This is a genomic window from Vibrio sp. Makdt, from assembly GCF_027587015.1.
GTDB lineage: Bacteria > Pseudomonadota > Gammaproteobacteria > Enterobacterales > Vibrionaceae > Vibrio > Vibrio chagasii_B.
The window spans coordinates 15,370-36,510 of record NZ_JAPPTH010000037.1 but is presented as its reverse complement, the minus strand read 5'-3'; the positions used below and the strand labels follow the sequence as shown (position 1 = coordinate 36,510).

The window sequence follows — 21,141 nt, the reverse complement described above, 5'->3', positions numbered from 1 at the left end:
TTTCTTTTTCTCTTATTCGTGGTTGTTTTTCGCTTTTTCTAGTAAATCTGTGAAAAAGTGGCGCAGCGAATAGAGCATGATCAGACTTGGTATCACCATAAGTGCAGTCAGTATAAAGAAGGTTGACCAATCATTGAGGTAATCAACCAACTCACCACTGAAGGAAGCTAAAGTGGTACGGCCGAAGTTTCCAAGTGAAGCTAGCAAGGCGTATTGTGTTGCTGAAAACGCTTGGCCTGTTAATAACGTTAGGAAAGAGACAAACGCAACGGTAGAAAAGGCCGTTGTGAAGTTATCGACAATGATGGTTGCCAAGAATAAGGTTTCACTTGGGCCAGTCTGAGCGATCCACGCAAACATTAGATTGCTTGCCGCCATTGCCACGCCGCCGATCATTAGTCCGCGTACAATGCCGAACTTCACATTGAAGACACTGCCTACCAAAGTGAAGAATATCGTCGCACCCCAACCAATTAATTTGGAGTAGTGGCCGATCTGTTCGTTACTGAAACCTATCTCTTTATAGAAGGTGATCGACATTCGACCTAAGAAGGCTTCGCCTATCTTAAACAGGAATACAAACAGCAATAGAGTAATGGCAACTTGAACTCCGTTTCTTTTGAAGAAATCATAAAACGGTTCAATTACCGTTACACTGAACCAAGCGACAAGCTTTGAGCCAACTACTTTATTGTGTCGCTGCTGTGCTTGTTCTTGTAGGGCTTCACGTTGTGTATTTGGCTCTCCGACAAAAAGAGTAAACAGCATTAACACGACAACGACACCTGCCATACCGTAGTAAACACCATTCCAACCGATTGAGTCTGCGTTAATAAAGGCCAGGTAGCCTGGTAGAGAATAGCCCGTCCACCAACCAACTACTGCCATTGCAGAAGCTTGTGGCAGTTTTGATGCTTCAGATTTTGGGAAGGTATCAATACGAAATGCATCAATCGCGATGTCTTGCGTGGCTGAGGCAATGGCAATAGCGAGCGCTAACATTGAGGTAAACGCTAAATTCTCAGCCGGATTGACGCCTGCGATAAATAAGGTGCCGATCAAAACAATGCTTTGGCAGAAAAAGATCCAACTGCGGCGCTGGCCAAGTATTGCATGAAGCAGCGGCAGTTTTACTCGGTCTACCAAAGGAGCCCATAAAAAGTTAATGGCGTATACGGCAAATACACTACCAAAGTAGCCAATCGCAGCACGGGTTAAACCTGCGTCTTTAAGCCAACCAGACATGTTGGAGCCAATAAGAACCCACGGGAAGCCGCTTGAACAACCGAGCATGAACACCCACAGTAGGCGCTTATCGAGATAACTACGGAAAGTCTGCATCCAAGAAAGAGAGGGAGTGCCTGATGACATAGGGCGTCCTTGTATAGAAAAACGCCCTTAAGAAATAAGGGCGTTACTTTAGATTACTTAAGAAGGGTCACTTTCGTGATGACGATTGGATCGACAGGGATATCTGACATACGGCCCATTCGCTTAGTTGGTATGGTTGCCATCTTTTGAATAACGTCAAAACCGTCGGTGACTTTACCAAATACCGCGTAACCCGGGTTGCCGCCTTTTGCGTTCAGGAAGTCGTTGTCTGCGTAGTTAATGTAGAACTGACGAGTTGCAGAGTCTGGCGCGTTAGTACGAGCCATCGCGATGGTTGCTGTGTCGTTCTTCAGACCATTACTGCCTTCATTCTTGATCGGAGCATACGTTGCTTGTTGCTGCATGTCTTGGTTGAAGCCGCCACCTTGCGCCATAAAACCAGGAATAACACGGTGGAAGATAGTACCTTCGTAACTGCCATCTGCTACGTATTTTAGAAAGTTCTCAGAACTAATTGGTGCTTGCTCTTGGTTTAGCTCGATCGTGAAGTCACCTAGCGTCGTTTCGACGTTTACTTTAGGACCAGCCCACACGCTCACGCTTACTAGCATTAGTGCTATAGAAGATAGAATACGACCCATTAGAAACGTTCCTTCATGTAAGTTTGTAGTTCTTGGTCATTAGCGATCTCTTTAAGCACTAAGTCGATAACGTCGTTAAGTACCATTGCGATATCGTCGTTTGATGCACTTAATGCACCAGTGCGAGTTGCTGTACCATTGAACGTCTTAACCAGTTTGCCTTCTGGTGTTTCAGCCGTAACTTCAAGTGTTACTTTACCGTCCATTTGGTTTTCCATAATGGTGTGTTCTACGGTAACTAGTGCTTCTTGAATCTCTAAAACAACAGAGTTTTCGCTGTTTACGCTGGCACGAAAGCCTTGAGACTCAAATTGCTGTGCGATAGCGTTCTCTAGAGAAATACGCATGTTCTGCTTAGCGTGAATTGGTTGAATGTTAGCGCGGCCGCTATCAACAAGTGCAACATACTGAGCAGCACGAACATCTTTACTGGTTAATGTGTATGTTTTGCCTTGTACTAGGTTGCTTGAGCTTAGTGAAGCTTCTGGCATTACATTTATCTGTTCTTGCTGAGGGGCTGAACATGCTGTCAAAGCCATAATAGAAGCAGCCAAAATCAGTTTTTTCATTCCTTTATCCTTTCTAAATTCACACCAGAAGCTCGGTATCTTAAATTCTTGTGAAGCAGTCTACTGCTTATTTGTTAAAATTCGCAGGTTCTCTTGTTGCTTGTAATATCTCAAATTTTTGGTTTAGTTCAAGCGTTTCAACGTTAGCTTCACCAAATAATCTTGCGAGTTTGACATCGTATCCGAGGTGTCGGTTGCCAATAACAATTAATTTGCCTCCATTGCTAAGAACATGCTTTGCATCACAGAACATTTGCCATGCAATGTGGTCAGTAATTGCCTGTTGTTGATGGAATGGAGGGTTACACATGACTAGGTATGTGCTGTTTTTCTTAAAACCGTCTAAACAGTTATTAGCAATGAATTGGAAGTTGTCTTCTTCACCAAGGTTATCTTTTATGTTTTGGCGTGCTGATTCCACGGCCATGAAGCTCTCATCAACACAAGTGATGCGAGCTTGAGGGTTCAACTGGCCTGCTTTAACACTTAAAACACCATTACCACAGCCAAGGTCGATAATATGACGTAGCTCAGGATCTTGAGGTATATGCTCTAGCATATAGCGCGCGCCTTGATCGAGTGCTTCCCCTGAGTAAACATTTGGTAAATTCTTTAGGCGGATATCTTCACCGTCGACATCCCATTCTACAAAAGGCTCAACTTTGTGAATTGGCTGGCAGTTTGGTGATGAGAACACCAAGCGGTGCTTTTTCTTCGCCAGTGACGTTTTGGTTTCACCCAAGTATTTTTCAAACAGGTTCAGCGTTGATGTGTGAATCTCTTTTACCTTGTTGACACCGATCACTTGGCAACCTTCTGGTAAAGCTTGGCGCAACTGACTCAGTTGCCACACTAAATGGCGGTTGGTCTTTGGTAGCTGCATCAGTACCAGATCAATACCGTGAGGGATATCATCCATGGTGTTTAAAAAGTTGACTCGATTACACTGATTGCGCTGTAAGTTTTTCAGGCCGCCACGATGAGAGATAAATGAGTCGCTCATCATAGTCACATCGTGATCTTTTGAGAACCAAGCGGATAGGGCACCAAAGCTGTCGTTTAAGATCAGAATGTGTTTGCCTGGTTCAAGGTTCATCTCTTCAACATGGTTAATAATGTATTCGTCGCCCGCATCCCAAGCTTGAAGCGTTTCATTTGAACGTTTAGGGAAACGATGTAAGGTCAAAGTTCTATCGTGAAGGGTAAGTTCAGTTTTCATTACTTGGGATACTTATATGAGAAATAACAAAGATATTGTCTCAAATGCGGGCTGAACAAGATAGAGAAAACTCGACCAAACCTATGCTGTTCGCGATTAAATACTCAGACAGTAGCCTTGTTAGGGTTTATACTCACCCCACAGATAATGCCAACCCGTTATTAAGGAATCACAATGATCCAAGAAGTTATCGAAACAAAATTGCACAATGAGTTTTCACCAAGTCACTTGAATGTGGTTAATGAGAGCTACATGCACAATGTTCCGGCCGGTTCTGAGAGTCACTTTAAAGTGATTGTTGTGAGTGATGCGTTTGAAGGATTGCGTCTTATTGCTCGTCACCGAGCGGTAAATAAAGCACTTTCAGAAGAGCTAGCGAACAATATTCACGCTTTATCTATTCATACTTATACAAAAGATGAATGGTTGAAGCAGCTCGATAACGTGCCAGACAGCCCAATGTGTATGGGTGGGGGCAAGTAATAAATTTAATACATATAAAAAGAGGTGGCCATGCCGCCTTTTTTATCGCCTAAATTATCTGTTTTTTGCCGTTATATCACTCAAACTGATGGTAAGTTAAACGTCTAAAAATACCTACAATGAGTAATGTTTTTATTAACAGTGTTTCAACATAACTCATAAAATAATAGTTTGTGACAGAGTGTTAATCTCTTGTTTAAAACACCTTTCAAAAGCCAATTTATCTGTGCGGCTCGTCAAATTTATACATATTTAAGAGTCCATATGCTTCAAATCTCACCAAATAAACGCGCTATTCAAGTTATTGGTCATGGCATCAAGATGTCAAAAAATGCTAGAATATGGCACCTGATAAATCTCACATGATTTGTGTGAGAATTTTATTAAGATAATGTTGCGATTTTGGTATCTCAAATTTACCAAGACCGGACACTGTAATGTCGTGTCTAAGGGCGATCTTAAAACGTCCTGAATTTACGCAATTAAAAGAATCTTTTTCCCGATAAAGTAGTGCAAGTGCGTATGATTACAATAAAGAAGGGTTTGGATCTTCCTATCGCAGGAACTCCATCCCAGGTGATTAATGATGGTAAGTCCATCACTAAAGTCGCCTTGCTTGGCGAAGAGTACGTTGGTATGCGTCCTACGATGCATGCTCGCGTTGGTGATGAAGTGAAGAAAGGCCAAGTTCTTTTTGCTGATAAAAAGAACCCAGGTGTTGTATTTACTTCTCCAGCAAGCGGTAAAGTTATTGAAGTGAACCGTGGTGCTAAGCGTGTTCTTCAATCTGTAGTGATTGAAGTAGCAGGCAATGAGCAAATCACGTTCAATAGCTATGAAGCTAACCAACTAGCAGGTCTTGACCGTGAAACGGTTAAAGCTCAGTTAGTTGAGTCTGGCGCATGGACCGCTTTGCGAACTCGTCCGTTCAGCAAGGTTCCAGCAATCGATTCTGAAACTCAGGCTATTTTCGTAACTGCTATGGATACTAATCCGCTAGCAGCTGAGCCAGAATTAATCATTAACGAGCAGTCTGATGCTTTCGTTGCTGGTTTAGATCTTCTTTCAACTCTGACTAACGGTAAAGTGTACGTTTGCAAAAAAGGTACTAGCTTACCTCGTTCAGCTCAGTCTAACGTTGAAGAACATGTTTTTGATGGCCCACACCCTGCAGGTCTTGCAGGCACGCATATGCATTACCTATACCCGGTAAATGCAGAAAACGTAGCGTGGAGCATTAACTACCAAGATGTTATCGCATTCGGTAAGCTTTTCCTTACTGGTGAGCTTTATACCGATCGTGTTGTTTCTCTGGCTGGCCCAGTGGTAAACAACCCGCGTCTAGTTCGTACTCAAATTGGTGCTAGCCTTGAAGAGTTGACAGACAGCGAGCTAATGCCAGGTGAAGTTCGTGTGATTTCTGGTTCTGTACTAACTGGTACACAAGCAACCGGTCCACATGCTTACCTTGGTCGTTACCATCAGCAAGTTTCCGTTCTACGTGAAGGTCGTGATAAAGAGCTATTCGGCTGGGCTATGCCTGGTAAGAACAAGTTCTCTGTTACTCGTTCATTCCTTGGTCACCTGTTTAAAGGTCAGTTGTTCAACATGACAACGACTACAAACGGTAGTGATCGCTCAATGGTTCCAATCGGTAACTACGAGCGCGTAATGCCTCTAGATATGGAACCTACATTGCTGCTTCGTGATCTATGTGCAGGCGACGTTGATAGTGCACAAGCACTAGGTGCGCTAGAGCTAGATGAAGAAGATTTGGCATTGTGTACCTTTGTATGTCCAGGTAAGTACGAGTACGGTCAACTACTTCGTGAATGCCTAGATACGATTGAGAAGGAAGGGTAATTTTCATGGGCCTTAAAAAGTTTCTTGAAGACATCGAGCATCATTTTGAGCCAGGTGGTAAACACGAGAAGTGGTTCGCGCTTTACGAAGCAGCGGCTACAGTGTTCTACACGCCAGGTCTTATCACAAAGAAAAGCTCGCACGTTCGTGATAGCGTTGACTTAAAACGTATCATGATCATGGTTTGGTTCGCGGTATTCCCAGCAATGTTCTGGGGTATGTACAACGCGGGTGGCCAAGCTATCGCTGCACTTAACCACATGTACGCAGGCGCTGAACTAGCATCTGTTATTGATGGTAACTGGCACTACTGGCTGACTCAAATGCTTGGCGCCTCCTTAGGAGCCGATGCTGGTGTTGGCAGTAAGATGCTACTTGGTGCGACTTACTTCCTACCTATCTACGCGACGGTATTTATCGTTGGTGGTTTCTGGGAAGTTCTGTTCTGTATGGTGCGTAAGCACGAAGTTAACGAAGGTTTCTTTGTAACTTCTATCTTATTCGCGCTCATCGTTCCGCCAACACTTCCTCTATGGCAGGCAGCTCTAGGTATTACCTTTGGTGTTGTTGTTGCTAAAGAGATCTTCGGTGGTACGGGTCGTAACTTCCTAAACCCTGCGCTTGCTGGCCGTGCGTTCCTATTCTTTGCATACCCTGCACAGATTTCAGGTGACGTAGTTTGGACTGCTGCAGATGGTTTCTCTGGTGCAACTGCTCTTAGCCAATGGGCTCAAGGCGGCGGTAGCGCACTAATGAACGTGACATCTGGTGAAGCAATCACTTGGATGGACGCATTCATTGGTAACATCCCAGGTTCTATCGGTGAAGTATCGACTCTAGCACTTATGATTGGTGCTGCGATGATCGTTTACATGCGTATCGCTTCATGGCGCATCATTGCTGGTGTAATGATCGGTATGATCGCTGTGTCTACGCTATTCAACGTGATCGGTTCTGATACTAACGCAATGTTCAGCATGCCTTGGCACTGGCACCTAGTTCTAGGTGGCTTCGCATTCGGTATGTTCTTCATGGCGACAGACCCAGTATCAGCGTCATTTACCAACAAAGGTAAGTGGTGGTACGGCATCCTAATCGGCGCAATGTGTGTAATGATCCGTGTAGTTAACCCTGCATACCCAGAAGGCATGATGCTTGCGATTCTATTCGCAAACCTATTTGCTCCTCTGTTTGACCACGTTGTAATCGAGAAGAACATTAAGCGGAGACTAGCTCGCTATGGCAAGTAATAACGATAGCATTAAAAAGACGCTGTTTGTTGTTATCGCATTGAGCCTAGTGTGCTCAATCATCGTTTCAACAGCTGCAGTTGTTCTTAAACCTAAGCAACAAGCTAACGCGGTTCTGGATCAACAAACTAAGATCCTAGAAGTTGCAGGTGTTGACCTTGAAGGTGACATCCCAGCGCTGTACGCAGAGAACATCGAACCTCGTCTAGTTGATTTCGCTACTGGTGATTTCGTTGACGGTGATGCTGCTGCATACGACCAACGTAAAGCGGCAAAAGATCCAGCTCAGTCAATCAAGCTTTCTGCTGAAGATGACATCGCTAAGATCCTTCGTCGTGCTAACACAGGTACTGTATACCTTGTGAAAGACGGTGCTGAAACTACTAAAGTTATCATCCCTGTTCACGGTAACGGCCTATGGTCAATGATGTACGCATTCGTTGCGGTAGAAACTGATGGCAACACAGTTTCAGGTATCACTTACTACGAGCAAGGTGAAACTCCTGGACTTGGTGGTGAAGTTGAGAACCCAACTTGGCGTGCTCAATTCGTTGGTAAGAAATTATTCGACGAAAACCACAAGCCAGCTATCAAGGTAGTTAAAGGTGGTGCTCCTGAAGGTACTGAGCACGGTGTTGATGGCCTTTCTGGTGCAACACTGACCAGTGTTGGCGTTCAACATACATTTGACTTCTGGTTAGGTGATATGGGCTTTGGTCCGTTCCTAGCAAAAGTTCGTGACGGAGGTCTGAACTAATGTCTAGTGCAAAAGAAATTAAAAAGAGCATTTTAGCGCCAGTATTGGATAACAACCCAATCGCGCTACAGGTTCTTGGTGTGTGTTCTGCTCTTGCGGTAACCACTAAGCTAGAAACAGCATTTGTTATGACTATCGCGGTAATGTTTGTTACTGCTCTGTCTAACTTCTTCGTTTCTCTAATCCGCAACCACATTCCTAACAGTGTGCGTATCATCGTTCAGATGGCAATTATCGCATCATTAGTAATCGTGGTAGACCAAGTGCTAAAAGCATACCTATACGATATCTCTAAGCAGCTATCTGTATTCGTAGGCCTAATCATTACTAACTGTATTGTAATGGGTCGTGCTGAAGCATTCGCAATGAAGTCTGCACCAATCCCATCTCTAATCGATGGTCTTGGTAACGGTCTTGGTTACGGTTTCGTTCTTATCACTGTTGGTTTCTTCCGTGAGCTTCTAGGCTCTGGCAAACTATTTGGTATGGAAGTACTACCTCTAGTGAGCAACGGTGGTTGGTATCAGCCAAACGGCTTGATGCTTCTAGCACCTTCTGCATTCTTCCTAATTGGTTTCTTGATTTGGGCAATTCGTGTGTTCAAACCAGAACAAGTAGAAGCGAAGGGGTAAGGTAGTCATGGAACATTATATTAGTCTGCTAGTTAAATCGATTTTCATCGAAAACATGGCGCTTTCTTTCTTCCTAGGTATGTGTACATTCCTAGCGGTATCTAAGAAAGTTAAAACTTCTTTTGGTCTTGGTGTTGCGGTAGTTGTAGTACTTACAATCGCTGTTCCTGTGAACAACCTTGTTTACACAAACATTCTGAAAGAAAACGCGCTTGTTGAAGGTGTCGATTTAAGTTTCCTTAACTTCATCGCATTCATCGGTGTTATCGCGGCACTTGTACAAATCCTAGAGATGGTTCTAGACCGTTTCTTCCCACCTTTGTACAACGCACTAGGTATCTTCCTTCCACTGATCACAGTTAACTGTGCAATCTTTGGTGGTGTATCTTTCATGGTAACTCGTGACTACAACTTTGCTGAATCTGTTGTTTACGGCTTCGGTTCTGGTGTGGGTTGGATGTTAGCTATCGTTGCTCTTGCGGGTATCCGTGAGAAGATGAAGTACTCTGACGTACCTCCAGGTCTACGTGGCCTTGGTATCACGTTCATTACTGTTGGTCTGATGGCGTTAGGCTTTATGTCTTTCTCTGGTGTTCAACTGTAGGGTAAGCACCCAGTAATAAGGAATAACAAATGCAAAGCATTATTCTTGGCGTAGCGATGTTTACCATTATTGTATTGGCTCTAGTGCTAGTGATTCTATTCGCTAAATCTAAGCTAGTACCATCAGGTGACATCACTATTTCAGTAAACGGCGACCCTGAAAAGGCGATCGTTACTCAACCTGGTAGCAAGCTACTTGGTGCCCTAGCTGGCGCTGGTATCTTCGTATCTTCTGCTTGTGGTGGCGGTGGCTCTTGTGGTCAGTGTCGTGTAAAAGTTAAGTCTGGCGGTGGCGACATCCTACCAACTGAACTTGATCACATCACTAAAGGCGAAGCTCGCGAAGGCGAACGTCTTGCATGTCAAGTTGCTATGAAAACTGACATGGAGATTGAACTAGACGAAGATATCTTTGGTGTTAAAAAGTGGGAATGTACTGTTATCTCGAATAACAATGAAGCTACTTTCATCAAAGAACTTGCGCTAGCAATCCCTGAAGGTGAAGAAGTACCGTTCCGCGCGGGTGGTTACATTCAGATTGAAGCTGAACCACATCACGTGAAATACGCAGATTACGATATTCCTGAGGAATACCGTGGTGACTGGGATAAGTTCAACCTATTCCGTTACGAGTCTATCGTTAAAGAACATTCAATCCGTGCTTACTCAATGGCTTCATACCCAGAAGAGAAAGGTATCATCAAGTTGAACGTTCGTATCGCGACTCCGCCGCCAAACAACCCTGATGTTGCTCCTGGTGTGATGTCTTCATACATCTGGTCTCTTAAAGAAGGCGACAAGTGTACTATTTCTGGTCCATTTGGTGAGTTCTTTGCTAAAGACACAGACAATGAAATGGTATTCATCGGTGGTGGTGCAGGTATGGCGCCTATGCGTTCTCATATCTTCGACCAACTTAAGCGTCTTAAGTCTACTCGTAAGATGTCTTACTGGTATGGCGCACGTTCTAAGCGTGAGATGTTCTACATTGAAGATTTCGATGGCCTAGCGGCTGCAAACGAAAACTTCGTGTGGCACTGTGCACTGTCTGATCCTCAACCAGAGGACAACTGGGACGGTTACACTGGTTTCATCCACAACGTACTGTACGAAAACTACCTGAAGGATCACGAAGCTCCTGAAGATTGTGAGTACTACATGTGTGGTCCACCGATGATGAACGCTGCTGTTATCGGCATGCTGAAAGATCTTGGTGTAGAAGATGAAAACATCCTACTAGATGACTTCGGTGGTTAATCCACTTAAGTGATTGATATTATGGCTGACTCCTACGAGTCAGCCATTTGTTTTTCTAAGACAGCTTTTGACAACATACCGGCTTATATAAGAAAGAGTAAGGCATTCAAAATACCTATTTTTTACTCTTATTTTTCCTTATATAAATCCTCAACATTAGACAGGAGTAAGCAAGTGAGAATTTGGCTTGTTGCATTAACTTCTTTGATTTTTCTTGCGGGCTGTGAGCAGTCAAGAGAGCAAGTGCATTTGAGTGGCCCAACGATGGGCACGAGTTACAATATTAAATACATCAATGGTGATGAATTTCCTGAGTCTAATGAAGTTCATACAGAGATCGATCGCCTGCTTGAAGAAGTAAACGACCAGATGTCGACTTACCGTGAAGATTCCGAATTAAGCCGTTTCAATCAGCATAAAGGTGCAGATGCGTTCGAAGTATCTGAGCAAACAGCGACGGTTGTGAAAGAAGCGATACGTTTAAACGGTCTTACTGAAGGAGCACTGGATGTAACGGTTGGTCCGTTAGTTAACTTGTGGGGCTTTGGTCCTGAAGCGCGTCCTGAAGTTGTGCCATCAGATGAAGAGCTGGCGGCTCGCAAGGCTAAGATTGGTATCCATCACCTTAGCGTTGAAGGTAACATGTTGAAGAAAGACCTACCTAACCTGTATGTCGATCTATCCACGATTGCAAAAGGTTGGGGCGTTGACGTCGTCGCTGACTACCTTGATTCTATCGGTATTCACAACTACATGGTTGAAGTCGGTGGCGAAATTCGTCTGAAAGGTTTAAACCGTGAGAACGTGGGCTGGCGTATCGCGATTGAGAAACCAAGCGTTGACGAGCGTAATATCCAAGAGATCATCGAGCCGGGTGATATGGCTATCGCAACCTCTGGTGATTACCGTAACTATTTTGAACGTGATGGTGTTCGTTACTCACACATCATCAACCCTGAAACAGGAAAGCCTCTTCACCATAAAGTGGTTTCTGTGACTGTTTTAAACCCGTCTTCAATGACTGCAGACGGCTTATCTACAGGCCTTATGGTCTTAGGTGAAGAGAAAGGAATGGAAGTCGCAAACCAACATAACATCCCTGTGTTCATGGTGGTAAAAACAGCTGATGGCTTTAAAGAAGTTGCTTCTGAAGCATTTAAGCCATACTTAGGTAAATAAGGTAAGCGAGATAATTATGAATACATTTCTGATTACATTTGGTGTTTTTCTAGCTGTGATTACAGCAATGTCTATTGGCTACATCATTCAAAAGAAAGTAGTTAAAGGTAGCTGTGGTGGCTTAGGTGCCGTTGGTATTGATAAAGTATGTAACTGCCCAGAACCTTGTGATGCGCGTAAAAAGCGTGAAGCTCGTGAAGCTTACCGCGAAGAGAAACTGGCCGAGCGTCAGCAAAAAGAAGCGGCTTGGAATAAAGATCGTATTGCTTAATCAGCGATATTGATTGGGAGCGAATTAAGCTTTCCAAGAACAGAAGCCCAAGGTATGTGCCTTGGGTTTTTTTTTGTTTTTCGCTAATTGGATTCATGCTTAGAAAGGTTCAGCTACTCGTTATCTAACTGAAGATTATTGCGAGCGCACACTAGCTGGTTTCGACCTTGTTCTTTAGCGGTATAAAGCAGTTCGTCGGCGGCTTTAATCTGTTCATCTAAAGAGCCCACTTGATCGGTTACCCCAATGCTCATGGTCACTTTAATGATTTGTGAATCATGCTCCACTTGGTGACTTTCAATTGCGTCTCTCATGGATTCCAGCGCTTCAACAAATTGTTCAAATGGGCCGCATGATTGAATGCAAAACTCTTCTCCGCCAAACCTAACGGGCAAGTCGTCTTTAAAGTGTTGTTTGATAATTTTTCCAACTTCAATCAACACCGCATCACCACCATCGTGACCATAGGTGTCGTTCACTTTTTTAAAGAAGTCGATATCCATCATTGCAATATTGCGTTCTTCACAACCCTTGCACGTCTGGTTAAATAGATAACGACGGTTCCATAGGCCAGTAAGGGCATCCTCGTTAGCGTGACGAAACAGTTCGCTCGTCGCTTCTTTCATATCGAGGAGTTGATGAATTCGGCAGAAGAATTCTTCTTGATTAAAGGGCTTATAGAGGAAGTCATTGGCGCCAGCTTTAAGGAAACGAGCGGTCATGGTGCGATCATCACTGCCTGATAAGCCAAGGATAGCGAGTTGGTTACGGTCGTGGTGCACTCGAATGTCACGAGTCATCGAAATACCGTCTTTATTTGGCATATCGTGGTCAGTGACCACAACGGTGATATCAGGATCGTTTTGCAGCAGTGCGAGCGCTTGCTCTCCATCTTCTGCCTGAACCGTTTGAATATATTGGTGTTCAAGAAGTTGAACGACATATCGACGAACTACAGCTGAATCATCAACAACCAGAGCTTTATGGTGTCGATTATTCGAGATTCGTTTTACAAGCGGTAGCAAGTAACTGACCGATGACATGCTGTCTTTGAGGATGTAATCCAACACACCTTTAGCCAGAACTTGTTCTCGTAGGGTGTTGTTGAACATGCCGGTAAGCACGATGATTTTTTGCTGATAGCCGAGCACTAAATCAATGATCTCGCCATCTTGGCCGTCAGGTAGGCAGTAGTCGAGCACGGCGCACAAGAAATCCGTCTCTTGCTCTAAGATAGCTTTGGCTTCAGCCACAGATTCTGCGAGCGCAACTTCATAACCATCGTTTTTAAATTGCTGGTAAAGGTAGTTTCTGAATGCGCGACTGTCCTCTACTACTAGTATTTTTTCACTCAAAAGCTATCCCTACTTATAGACTAAATACTCCTAACAATACTATCAGAAGAGTAGGTGGCGATTGAAGCTAAACCTGTTGAGCTGGACTCCAGATCATTTTAAAACCAACAATTATCCATTATACTGTTCATAGATACAGTTGTAAGGTTGAGTTACTGGTTAATGTGTAGTGCGGACCAAGAGAAAGTGAGAAAAATAATCCATGTCGATATGGACTGTTTTTAAACTAGCAGGTGTTAATTATTGGGGAAAGTTGTAATTGAATTAATGCCTACTACACTTCAACCAAAGGGTGGCAATTTTGGGGTTGAAAATGTATGCAGCGTATTCATGATAAATCACATAATGGTCATTGGATTTACCTTTACGATAATGATGTTCCTATTCTTCTACCTTGTCTCTATTGTCGATACACTTATGTGACTGGTCTTTCGGTTGTTCATGAAAAAAAACGTATTGAAGGCAAAGGCAATTTCGAGTTCTTACTTAAAGAGGATGAGATTGGAGGTGATGCTCAATATGTACGTGGACATCAACTTGGCCTGTTCTTAGAATGGATAGAAGATTATAACCACCCTTCCGTTACCCTTGCGTGGCATACCGCCCTTCCTGCCGAGTTCATTAATGAATATATAAATGAATACCTCATTGTAGAAATGCAAAAAAGCGAAGTCGTTGTGAACAAAGCCATTACTTCCCTTTGTAGCTATTACCATTGGTTGACTTACTTTTTCGATACAAACTTTAAAAAGATATTTATTTTCTCTGAATATAGAGCATTAGCTAGAGGAAATAATAAGTCTAATCTCATTGTCAAATACTTTCTTCCTGCGACAAGGGAGCTCCTTTATCGACATACAGACAGTTTGCTAGAGGAAATTGTTCTTCGAAATGGTGGGGAGTTAGGGTGCAGGACTTCTGAGAACCGAGGGTTTTATTTGGCTGATTTTAAAGCTGACGGCAAAATCCGTCTGGGTTTACAGAGCTTATTTAAGAAATTGAAAGAATCACCTGAAAAGGAAGAGTTTGAGTACCACCTCTCTTCTATGGATGTGAAATACGGCTCTGCGCGAACACTCTATATTCCTCGTACTCACCTAGAATTGATGGAGCGTTACTGCAATACGGAGCGCCCAGAGTCAGCGTCGAATCATTTGCTTGTTTCTAACTCTAGCAATTACACGAAAGGAGAAGAGGTTAGCAGAAGGTACGGAAGTGCTACTTTTTCTAAGACACTGAAGAAGCTGTTAAAGGTAATGAGTGAAAACCCAGAGGCTTATTCAGGTTATCAAATGTTAGATGAGGACAATGTTTACCATCATTTAAGGCATTCGTTTGGAACAGATATTTTCCACTATTTATGTGTTGCTGCTAAAAAAAATTACGAGTCAATCACAACAGAATCAAGAGTTTATATTGAAACCGCTCGGCGTCTTGGCCATAAGGTAGATGGTAAGCACGCTAACCAAACAACAAAAATCTACATTCATGCTTGTGGAGAGCGAGAAGCTCTATTAATAGAGGTGGTTAATGGATAAAGCGCTTTCAAGTTCTGAGATAGAAGAGCGATTAAAGCATGACTTTAAAAAAGAACAATCAGTTACTGCATTTGAATTGCCTTTTACAGCTACTTCAATAATAGTGCCTAAAACGGAACAATATGCTTCGCACATACTATTATTGGATGATATTAACACGCCTGATAAGGTGATTATATATAAAGCAATGATTGCTGTTTATAATTATGTGTTCTTTGATAAAAGTGCAGCTGTAACAGCTAAAGATGTTTTCTCATCAGCAGCAAAACCCTTCATTTCATGGTTAAATTCTTACAAAATTAATAATCGTTACGAAATTTTAAGGCGTTATGAATCTGATCGTATGGATGAGCTTGATAATCATGGTGGTTATAGCCCACTAAGAGCCCTCAATTCTATTATTGGGTATGCAATTGAATCGGAAGCTCTTAGTAAAGAGTTGAGTAGCGAAGATTATACATTTCTTATTGAACTAAGAAAGACGAAACCTGCACCTAACTTAAACAAATCACAAAAATCCATAGCGAGTTATTTCGGTGCGTTAGACTGGTTGAGAAGAGAAGATATTGGCATTGGGGGTGAGTTATATTCGGCTTTAGCTTCACCGAAGTTAGCCATCAATTCATTAAGTTTGACAGCTGCAACTTTGATTATTGAACTTAAAGATTATAAAGATGAACTTCAAACATTGATCAAGAGTACCGAGCCTCAGTTAGCACCTTTGTTAGATTTGAATTTTAAAACTCTTTCACGGAGTAAAAAGCAATGTCTAATTGGGGAGATGGTTTATTTAATTGTGTGTGCTTATCATCGACTAGATAAACCATCATATACTCTTCAATCCGCTCTAGGAGTTTTGCTATTGTCGAATGCATCTAGTCAAAGTAGCTACTTCAATCTATTAAATGTATTAAAGAGTCAGACTGAATGCGATAGTTTATTTTTAAATAAAAAGTTCAATACGGATAAAGTTAATGCTGAATATTGTAGAGATAATTTCACCGCTATGAGAAATGGAACTCTTTTCTCAATTGATGTAGTTAAAAACTTATTGTGTAATGAAGTATCAAAAGCTGTCACCAAAATAGAAGAAGTTATGTTTGCGTGGATAATGGCAGGATTAATGGTACAGCCGACAGATATACCTAAAATTACTCATTCGGACTTCAGGTTAATGAAAGTTGGTGGTCGAGTGACACATATCGAATGTGAATACTTCAAAGGGAGGTCAAAGCTTTTTCACGCTACACGCTCCCTTTCAACTCGAACGCGAGAAGGAAAGGCATTATTGGTTGTAATGGAGCAACAAGAAGAAAGCCTACCTTTTTATACTAAGGTGGTTCTTTTTATAAGTAATGGTTTTAACTCACTTTTAGGGACTTTAAATTTACTGCTTCAATCAAGTAGTATTTCTATGGTGTTAAAAACCGTACACTCAAAGCAAAATATACCTTGTTTAATGCCCTTAACACTTTGCTCTCTGATATCGAATGGGATTCATACTATTAATTGTGTTGCAAACGCTAATAAAGTGGCATTAGAAGACAGACAAAAATTGGTAAGGCAATCACAATCTCCTTGTCAGTCAAATTTGTTTGGTTTTCAATTAATAAAAAATAGCGCAGTTCATGCTTTTAGCGATCCTTATACTTTAGACTACCTCATTAACCGAAACTCTCATTCAAACCAGACAGAGAAGGTTAACTACCTGACTGAAGATAATGAAGCGTGGATTAATAACTCAGGAAGAATTACTCGTGAGGTAATGTTTGATTTAATTCAAAATGTCTTTAATTTGGGCTTTGAGCGTGATGATGCAGAACAATTAAAACGATTTAACAGCGAATTTATGGCGGTGACAGAAAGTATCTCTTATAGGCATGAAGAAATGAACTCAAGACTTCGTATGATAACTGGACAGGGAAAAGGAAAAGTGAATGAAGTAGGAGTTCTCTCATTGAATGATAAAAATGAAAGCGAACCTTTATCTCCTATTTATGTAGTTGATAGCTCAATCACAGTTCTAAAGATGTATAACTACCTCCACGAATTTAAAAAAAATCACAAAAAGATACTTGCGAATAATCCAGACTTTTTGTTTAAGACTGTTATACCAACCGTTGAATGGATCGAGGGTACGCTCAAAAAGATGAGTAAACCATCACTACGAAAGGGTAGAGACCAATTTGATTTAATGATTAAGAATGGCGTAGTGATTAGCGTCTTTAATTCTATGTAGTTGGAGGTTATATGACATTAAGTGTACTAAATTATCAAATTGATAACTTTTGGCATGAGAAAAATCTAAAATTAAAGGCGAATCCGTTCTTTATAAATGAAAGAGGTGATTTTTACTCTGATGTTTGGAGTTTTAGTGCAAAACAATATGGCAATATAACAACGATTGATTTTTCATGGTTTGATTCACCTGAATATAGCTTAAGTTCAATTGCAACTTATATCAAAGATAATTGTGAGTATTTGTTAAGCAGTAAAGCATATGCGAAGCTGGCCTGTCTGGAAATGTTGACGCCATCTAATATTGCGTATGTCCAACCGACCTACCAAATGATGCTTCATTTATTTGCCTTTTTTAAAGAGAATAATGTTTCTATCCTAAATATATCACTAATGGAACCTTTCTGGACATCATTCATGGGACGAACGATAAGCCCACATGGTTTAGTGAATCGTGTATCAATACCTTCATATCGTGCCTCTATCAGACGAGTGTCTTTTCATAAAATAAGAAATTCACTAAAAGCATTAGGTGTGGTGGGGGTGATTGAACCTAAACTCACATTTAAAATAGTTGAAAAAAGTTTAAATGATGTATGCCAAACGCAGTATAGCACTACGCTAGCTGAGTATAAAAAAGGAGGTAGCTTTAACTTTCTTGGTTTAGAGCTTGGACAATATTATGTCGATTACTTGAATGGTGTTTATCAGCAGAATTTTCTTTATGTCTTAGTGTGTAAAAAAACCTTTGAACATTGCATTAATAAGTACTCTATTGGAAGTTTTGAATCAAAAACGAATAATCGTCTATTTAATGTAATGCTTTCTGCTGTGTTTGGTGGCGAGGATTATGCGCCTAATTCTCATACTAAAGGTATTAATCATATAGCACTTAAAGTTAATGCTGAAAATATCCTTTTTAATGAATACCTGAAGCATTTTGAAGCAGTGATGTCGTTAAAAGATAGTAATATTGAAGCTTTGGTTTATGAGCTAGGTTTATCTACTCGAAGCGATGCAATGGAATTAATTCGAGTCCTGATGTTACAAAAGCATTTAGGGTTGGATGGACATAAGACACCAGATGAGGTATGGCAAGGTTATTTATTGTCACTGGATCAGACTTTCTTAGGAAGTGAGTCCCTGAATGAAACTTTGGTGGAAGATCTGTATAAAAAAATGCAATTAATCATCGACAAGAAGAAATTAGAACAAACTCAGTTTCTAGTAGATATTCAAAAGTGGGCACTAGAGCAAATCTCCTATTCGGAGAATAAAACGTATGAAAACTTTAAAACGACACTCAACATTACACTATATGCAATGACAAGTTTAGTGGTTGCGTGGACTGGTTATCGAAGATCAGAATTTGGATTCCCACTGAGTGCTATACGTCCAGAACCTAATCTAGATATTTTAGATAATGCTCATGTGCCATTTCGTTTTAAATTAAAATGGCTTGTTCCTAAAACGAGTGGGTCAACTAAAATTAATCGAGAAATCACATCGCAGTGCTATCAAATTGCGGCACAATTGAATGATGTGTTTGGGAGTTCAAGCAATGAACCTTGCTTGTATCGGTTGGAAAATAATAATTTCAAAAAAGAAAAGTTAAACAATTCTGATGTTTGTATTAATAATAGAGTTATCGCTAATTGGAAAGGGTTTGTAGATTCTTATTCACCTTTTAATGACGTAGTTTTGTTAGACGGATTAATTCAAAAAGAGATTTGTCTGTTAACGAACACAGAACAAGAAAAGCTTAGGAAATTATCTTTGATGTATGAGGTCGGTAGCGCGCGTTATGAGAATTTATTAACTTGTGCCAAAGAGGTGAAAAAAGATTGGCTTCGTCTATCAAATTCCTCATTCAATGGAGCTAGAGCGCAAGAGCGTTTTAAATCTTCTTTAATTAAATATATGAAAGATAATGAAGTCGATAACATTAAACATCAGCAAATAATAGATACTTATCTTTCTGATGAAACTAAAAATCTATTGACGAGTAATTCGATAGATTTAAATGATAAAAAAACAGTTATGGATATAACCTCTGAAATATTAGAGGGGGTTCGCTATCCATCTGCTCATGCTTTTCGTCATATTTGGGCTGAAGCGGTATTAACGCGCTATCAGGGGGATGTAGGGGCAGTAATTCGCCATCAATTTGCTCATTTAGACAATTCATTCTTTATGGCGTACTTGAGAGACAAAGACGCACGGGGGCTGATGGCCTCGGCAAAACAACGCTATTTAAACACCATTGTTGAAACGTTGATTATCGAATCAAACCACATTGGTGAGCGGTATATCGGGGGGGTAGCCCAGTTTGTCAAAAAGGCTGTCCACTTAACACAGGTTAAAGATGAGAGCGAGCTCACTGAGAGTGAACGGCGTGCATTAAGCGAGGCGATTGCTGGGAGGATCATCGATATTCAACCGAGTCGATTTGCTACGTGTATTCCTCGTGATGGTGGCGAGAGCCGTGCCAAGTGCGCCCAAATGGGAAGCTTAAATCCACAGGATGCAAAACTCGAATTTTGTCTAAATTGTATGAATGCTTATATTTCGGAGGGGAATATCCGGGGAATTTGGCAAACAGTTCAACCAATGGTTAAAGAGGCAATGCAACCAAATGGGATTGGCTTTTTACTGGAATCTCACCTTCCTGCCTTAACATCAAGTTTAAGGCGAATCAAAGAGCTTCGAAACAGTAGGAATGAGGAAAGCGTAGACAAAATATTGTCAGCGATAGAGGATGCGGTCGATTCAATTAAGCGCAAAATGGCAGTGGAGGCAAAACAGTATGGCTACGAATGATCTGGATGAATTGTTCACCGATGACTTCCTTGATTCGCTGGATGATGATTCAACAGTTGAGCAGAGCGTCTCGGCCTCCTGGGTGGTTGATGACAAAGACCACACCACTTACAAAGCTTACCATGCGATTCTTGAGTTGAAGGCACAGGCAGAGAAAGCAATTGAGAACTTTGGTGAAGTCGAAACAACAAAAACGCCGAAATTCTACCAGTTGAAAAAGTCACATGTGGCTAAAGCAGTGGGCGTATCAGCACAGAGTATTTTTAACACATCCTCTTTCAGCCCTCATATTCGTACTTTCTTTGATGATATTAACGATGAGCTTCTTAAGCGGCATCAAACCGAACAGAAGAAACAAGTCAAACGGAAAAATACGGGACTTAGAAGGAAAAAGAAGGAGGCGGTTGTGGTGAGCCATCAAAGTCTAGAGAAGAAATACAATGCTCTCAAGGCTCTCACGACCAAAGAGGTGCTAAACCTTTCAATTGAGAAGATGCCAATCGATCTTAAGGCTAAGTTAGGCTTGTAAATAAACCCATGTTCACAACCGAAAATACGCCTTTAGACAGGAAAAAGAGTTCTTGTTTTTAAATCACCGAGCTTCACATAAATGATAGGTACAAAATTGCCTCTACTCATACAAATACTTCTGAAACCCAATGAACGTATCTCGTATAGCCATTGGCGAACCGAATTGTTCAGCAGCATCGCTTATCGTGCCGTACTTAAGCTCAACTAAACTGCGCATTTTCTTGGCTGCCAGCTCTTGAACGCCATCTTCAATGTACTTGTCTAAAATGAATTCGATAAACTCTATTTGGTTTGGGGTGAATTCGCTCGATATGCCTGGCTTTGCTGTAGCGACGCGTTCTTTTCGAGTATGGGTTTCTCTGGCGTAAGCGACAAAATGCATATTTCGGAGCATTCCGATCAGTCATTTCGGGATTATCCGATCGCCCATTTCGGTTTAAACCGATCGCCGATTCCGCGATTATCCGATCACTTTTAGCCTAACTCCGAAATCAGCGTTCGGAATAGCGAAAACCGCGATCGGAATGCCCGAAATCCCACCTTTTTCTCTTTTAAATCAATAGCTCGCTATTCTTTACTTCTTAAACAAGAAGGTAAGGAAGC

Annotated in this window: 19 protein-coding genes; 13 read left to right on the top strand and 6 right to left on the bottom strand. The window is 41.5% G+C overall.

Annotated features, from left to right (window positions below; all coding sequences use genetic code 11):
• Positions 1 to 12 precede the first annotated feature (12 nt).
• The 4 genes from OH460_RS25855 to OH460_RS25840 form a co-directional block, all read right to left on the bottom strand.
• A complete protein-coding gene (locus tag OH460_RS25855; protein WP_061033233.1) occupies positions 13 to 1,371 on the bottom strand; it encodes an AmpG family muropeptide MFS transporter in 1,359 nt (452 codons plus the stop codon).
• 53 nt (positions 1,372 to 1,424) lie between these two features.
• The gene (locus OH460_RS25850; protein WP_105059122.1) at positions 1,425 to 1,973 is read right to left on the bottom strand and encodes a peptidylprolyl isomerase; all 549 of its coding nucleotides are present in this window, start codon (positions 1,971 to 1,973) and stop codon (positions 1,425 to 1,427) included.
• Positions 1,973 to 2,542, bottom strand: a complete 570-nt coding sequence (locus OH460_RS25845) for a YajG family lipoprotein (RefSeq protein WP_004737614.1) — start codon at positions 2,540 to 2,542, stop codon at positions 1,973 to 1,975. The genes OH460_RS25850 and OH460_RS25845 overlap by 1 nt, the downstream gene beginning before the upstream one ends.
• A gap of 67 nt (positions 2,543 to 2,609) precedes the next feature.
• A complete protein-coding gene (locus tag OH460_RS25840; protein ID WP_270000033.1) occupies positions 2,610 to 3,761 on the bottom strand; it encodes a methyltransferase in 1,152 nt (383 codons plus the stop codon).
• A gap of 174 nt (positions 3,762 to 3,935) precedes the next feature.
• Between OH460_RS25840 and bolA the strand changes: the two genes are divergently transcribed.
• The 9 genes from bolA to nqrM all read left to right on the top strand — a co-directional run bounded on the left by bolA (position 3,936) and on the right by nqrM (position 12,056).
• Positions 3,936 to 4,244: a transcriptional regulator BolA gene (bolA, locus tag OH460_RS25835; protein ID WP_008223074.1), complete on the top strand. Its 309-nt coding sequence runs from the start codon at positions 3,936 to 3,938 to the stop codon at positions 4,242 to 4,244.
• 522 nt (positions 4,245 to 4,766) lie between these two features.
• A complete protein-coding gene (locus OH460_RS25830; RefSeq protein ID WP_032498707.1) occupies positions 4,767 to 6,107 on the top strand; it encodes a Na(+)-translocating NADH-quinone reductase subunit A in 1,341 nt (446 codons plus the stop codon).
• Between the two features lie 5 nt (positions 6,108 to 6,112).
• Positions 6,113 to 7,357 (top strand): NADH:ubiquinone reductase (Na(+)-transporting) subunit B, encoded by a 1,245-nt coding sequence (locus OH460_RS25825; protein WP_061033231.1) that lies wholly within the window; start codon positions 6,113 to 6,115, stop codon positions 7,355 to 7,357.
• Positions 7,347 to 8,114, top strand: a complete 768-nt coding sequence (locus OH460_RS25820; RefSeq protein WP_061033230.1) for a Na(+)-translocating NADH-quinone reductase subunit C — start codon at positions 7,347 to 7,349, stop codon at positions 8,112 to 8,114. Before OH460_RS25825 ends, OH460_RS25820 begins: the two co-directional genes overlap by 11 nt.
• Positions 8,114 to 8,746 (top strand): NADH:ubiquinone reductase (Na(+)-transporting) subunit D, encoded by a 633-nt coding sequence (locus OH460_RS25815; protein WP_008223083.1) that lies wholly within the window; start codon positions 8,114 to 8,116, stop codon positions 8,744 to 8,746. Before OH460_RS25820 ends, OH460_RS25815 begins: the two co-directional genes overlap by 1 nt.
• 7 nt (positions 8,747 to 8,753) lie before the next feature.
• Positions 8,754 to 9,350, top strand: a complete 597-nt coding sequence (gene nqrE / locus OH460_RS25810) for an NADH:ubiquinone reductase (Na(+)-transporting) subunit E (protein WP_004737621.1) — start codon at positions 8,754 to 8,756, stop codon at positions 9,348 to 9,350.
• 29 nt (positions 9,351 to 9,379) lie between these two features.
• Complete coding sequence (gene nqrF, locus OH460_RS25805) at positions 9,380 to 10,606, top strand: NADH:ubiquinone reductase (Na(+)-transporting) subunit F (RefSeq protein WP_008223085.1); 1,227 nt, start codon at positions 9,380 to 9,382, stop codon at positions 10,604 to 10,606.
• Positions 10,607 to 10,780: 174 nt separating this feature from the next.
• Positions 10,781 to 11,785, top strand: a complete 1,005-nt coding sequence (locus tag OH460_RS25800; protein WP_008223087.1) for an FAD:protein FMN transferase — start codon at positions 10,781 to 10,783, stop codon at positions 11,783 to 11,785.
• A gap of 16 nt (positions 11,786 to 11,801) precedes the next feature.
• Entirely contained in the window at positions 11,802 to 12,056 is a 255-nt protein-coding gene (nqrM, locus tag OH460_RS25795; RefSeq protein ID WP_004737624.1) for a (Na+)-NQR maturation NqrM, read from the top strand.
• A 113-nt stretch (positions 12,057 to 12,169) separates the two neighbouring features.
• Here nqrM and OH460_RS25790 read toward each other — a convergent pair whose 3' ends face one another.
• Positions 12,170 to 13,411: a diguanylate cyclase gene (locus tag OH460_RS25790; RefSeq protein ID WP_270000032.1), complete on the bottom strand. Its 1,242-nt coding sequence runs from the start codon at positions 13,409 to 13,411 to the stop codon at positions 12,170 to 12,172.
• A 317-nt stretch (positions 13,412 to 13,728) separates the two neighbouring features.
• Here OH460_RS25790 and OH460_RS25785 point away from each other — a divergent pair, with 317 nt between their 5' ends.
• The 4 genes from OH460_RS25785 to OH460_RS25770 are packed head-to-tail and all read left to right on the top strand — an operon-like array spanning position 13,729 to position 20,536.
• Positions 13,729 to 14,949 (top strand): site-specific integrase, encoded by a 1,221-nt coding sequence (locus OH460_RS25785; RefSeq protein ID WP_270000031.1) that lies wholly within the window; start codon positions 13,729 to 13,731, stop codon positions 14,947 to 14,949.
• A complete protein-coding gene (locus tag OH460_RS25780; RefSeq protein ID WP_270000030.1) occupies positions 14,942 to 17,188 on the top strand; it encodes a hypothetical protein in 2,247 nt (748 codons plus the stop codon). Before OH460_RS25785 ends, OH460_RS25780 begins: the two co-directional genes overlap by 8 nt.
• Positions 17,189 to 17,199: 11 nt before the next feature.
• The gene (locus tag OH460_RS25775; protein WP_270000029.1) at positions 17,200 to 20,007 is read left to right on the top strand and encodes a hypothetical protein; all 2,808 of its coding nucleotides are present in this window, start codon (positions 17,200 to 17,202) and stop codon (positions 20,005 to 20,007) included.
• Positions 19,994 to 20,536: a hypothetical protein gene (locus OH460_RS25770; protein ID WP_102579653.1), complete on the top strand. Its 543-nt coding sequence runs from the start codon at positions 19,994 to 19,996 to the stop codon at positions 20,534 to 20,536. The genes OH460_RS25775 and OH460_RS25770 overlap by 14 nt, the downstream gene beginning before the upstream one ends.
• A 102-nt stretch (positions 20,537 to 20,638) precedes the next feature.
• Here OH460_RS25770 and OH460_RS25765 read toward each other — a convergent pair whose 3' ends face one another.
• Positions 20,639 to 20,920 carry a type I restriction-modification enzyme R subunit C-terminal domain-containing protein gene (locus OH460_RS25765; RefSeq protein ID WP_270000028.1) on the bottom strand — a complete coding sequence of 94 codons (282 nt, stop codon included), beginning with the start codon at positions 20,918 to 20,920 and terminating at the stop codon, positions 20,639 to 20,641.
• Between the last annotated feature and the right edge of the window lie 221 nt (positions 20,921 to 21,141).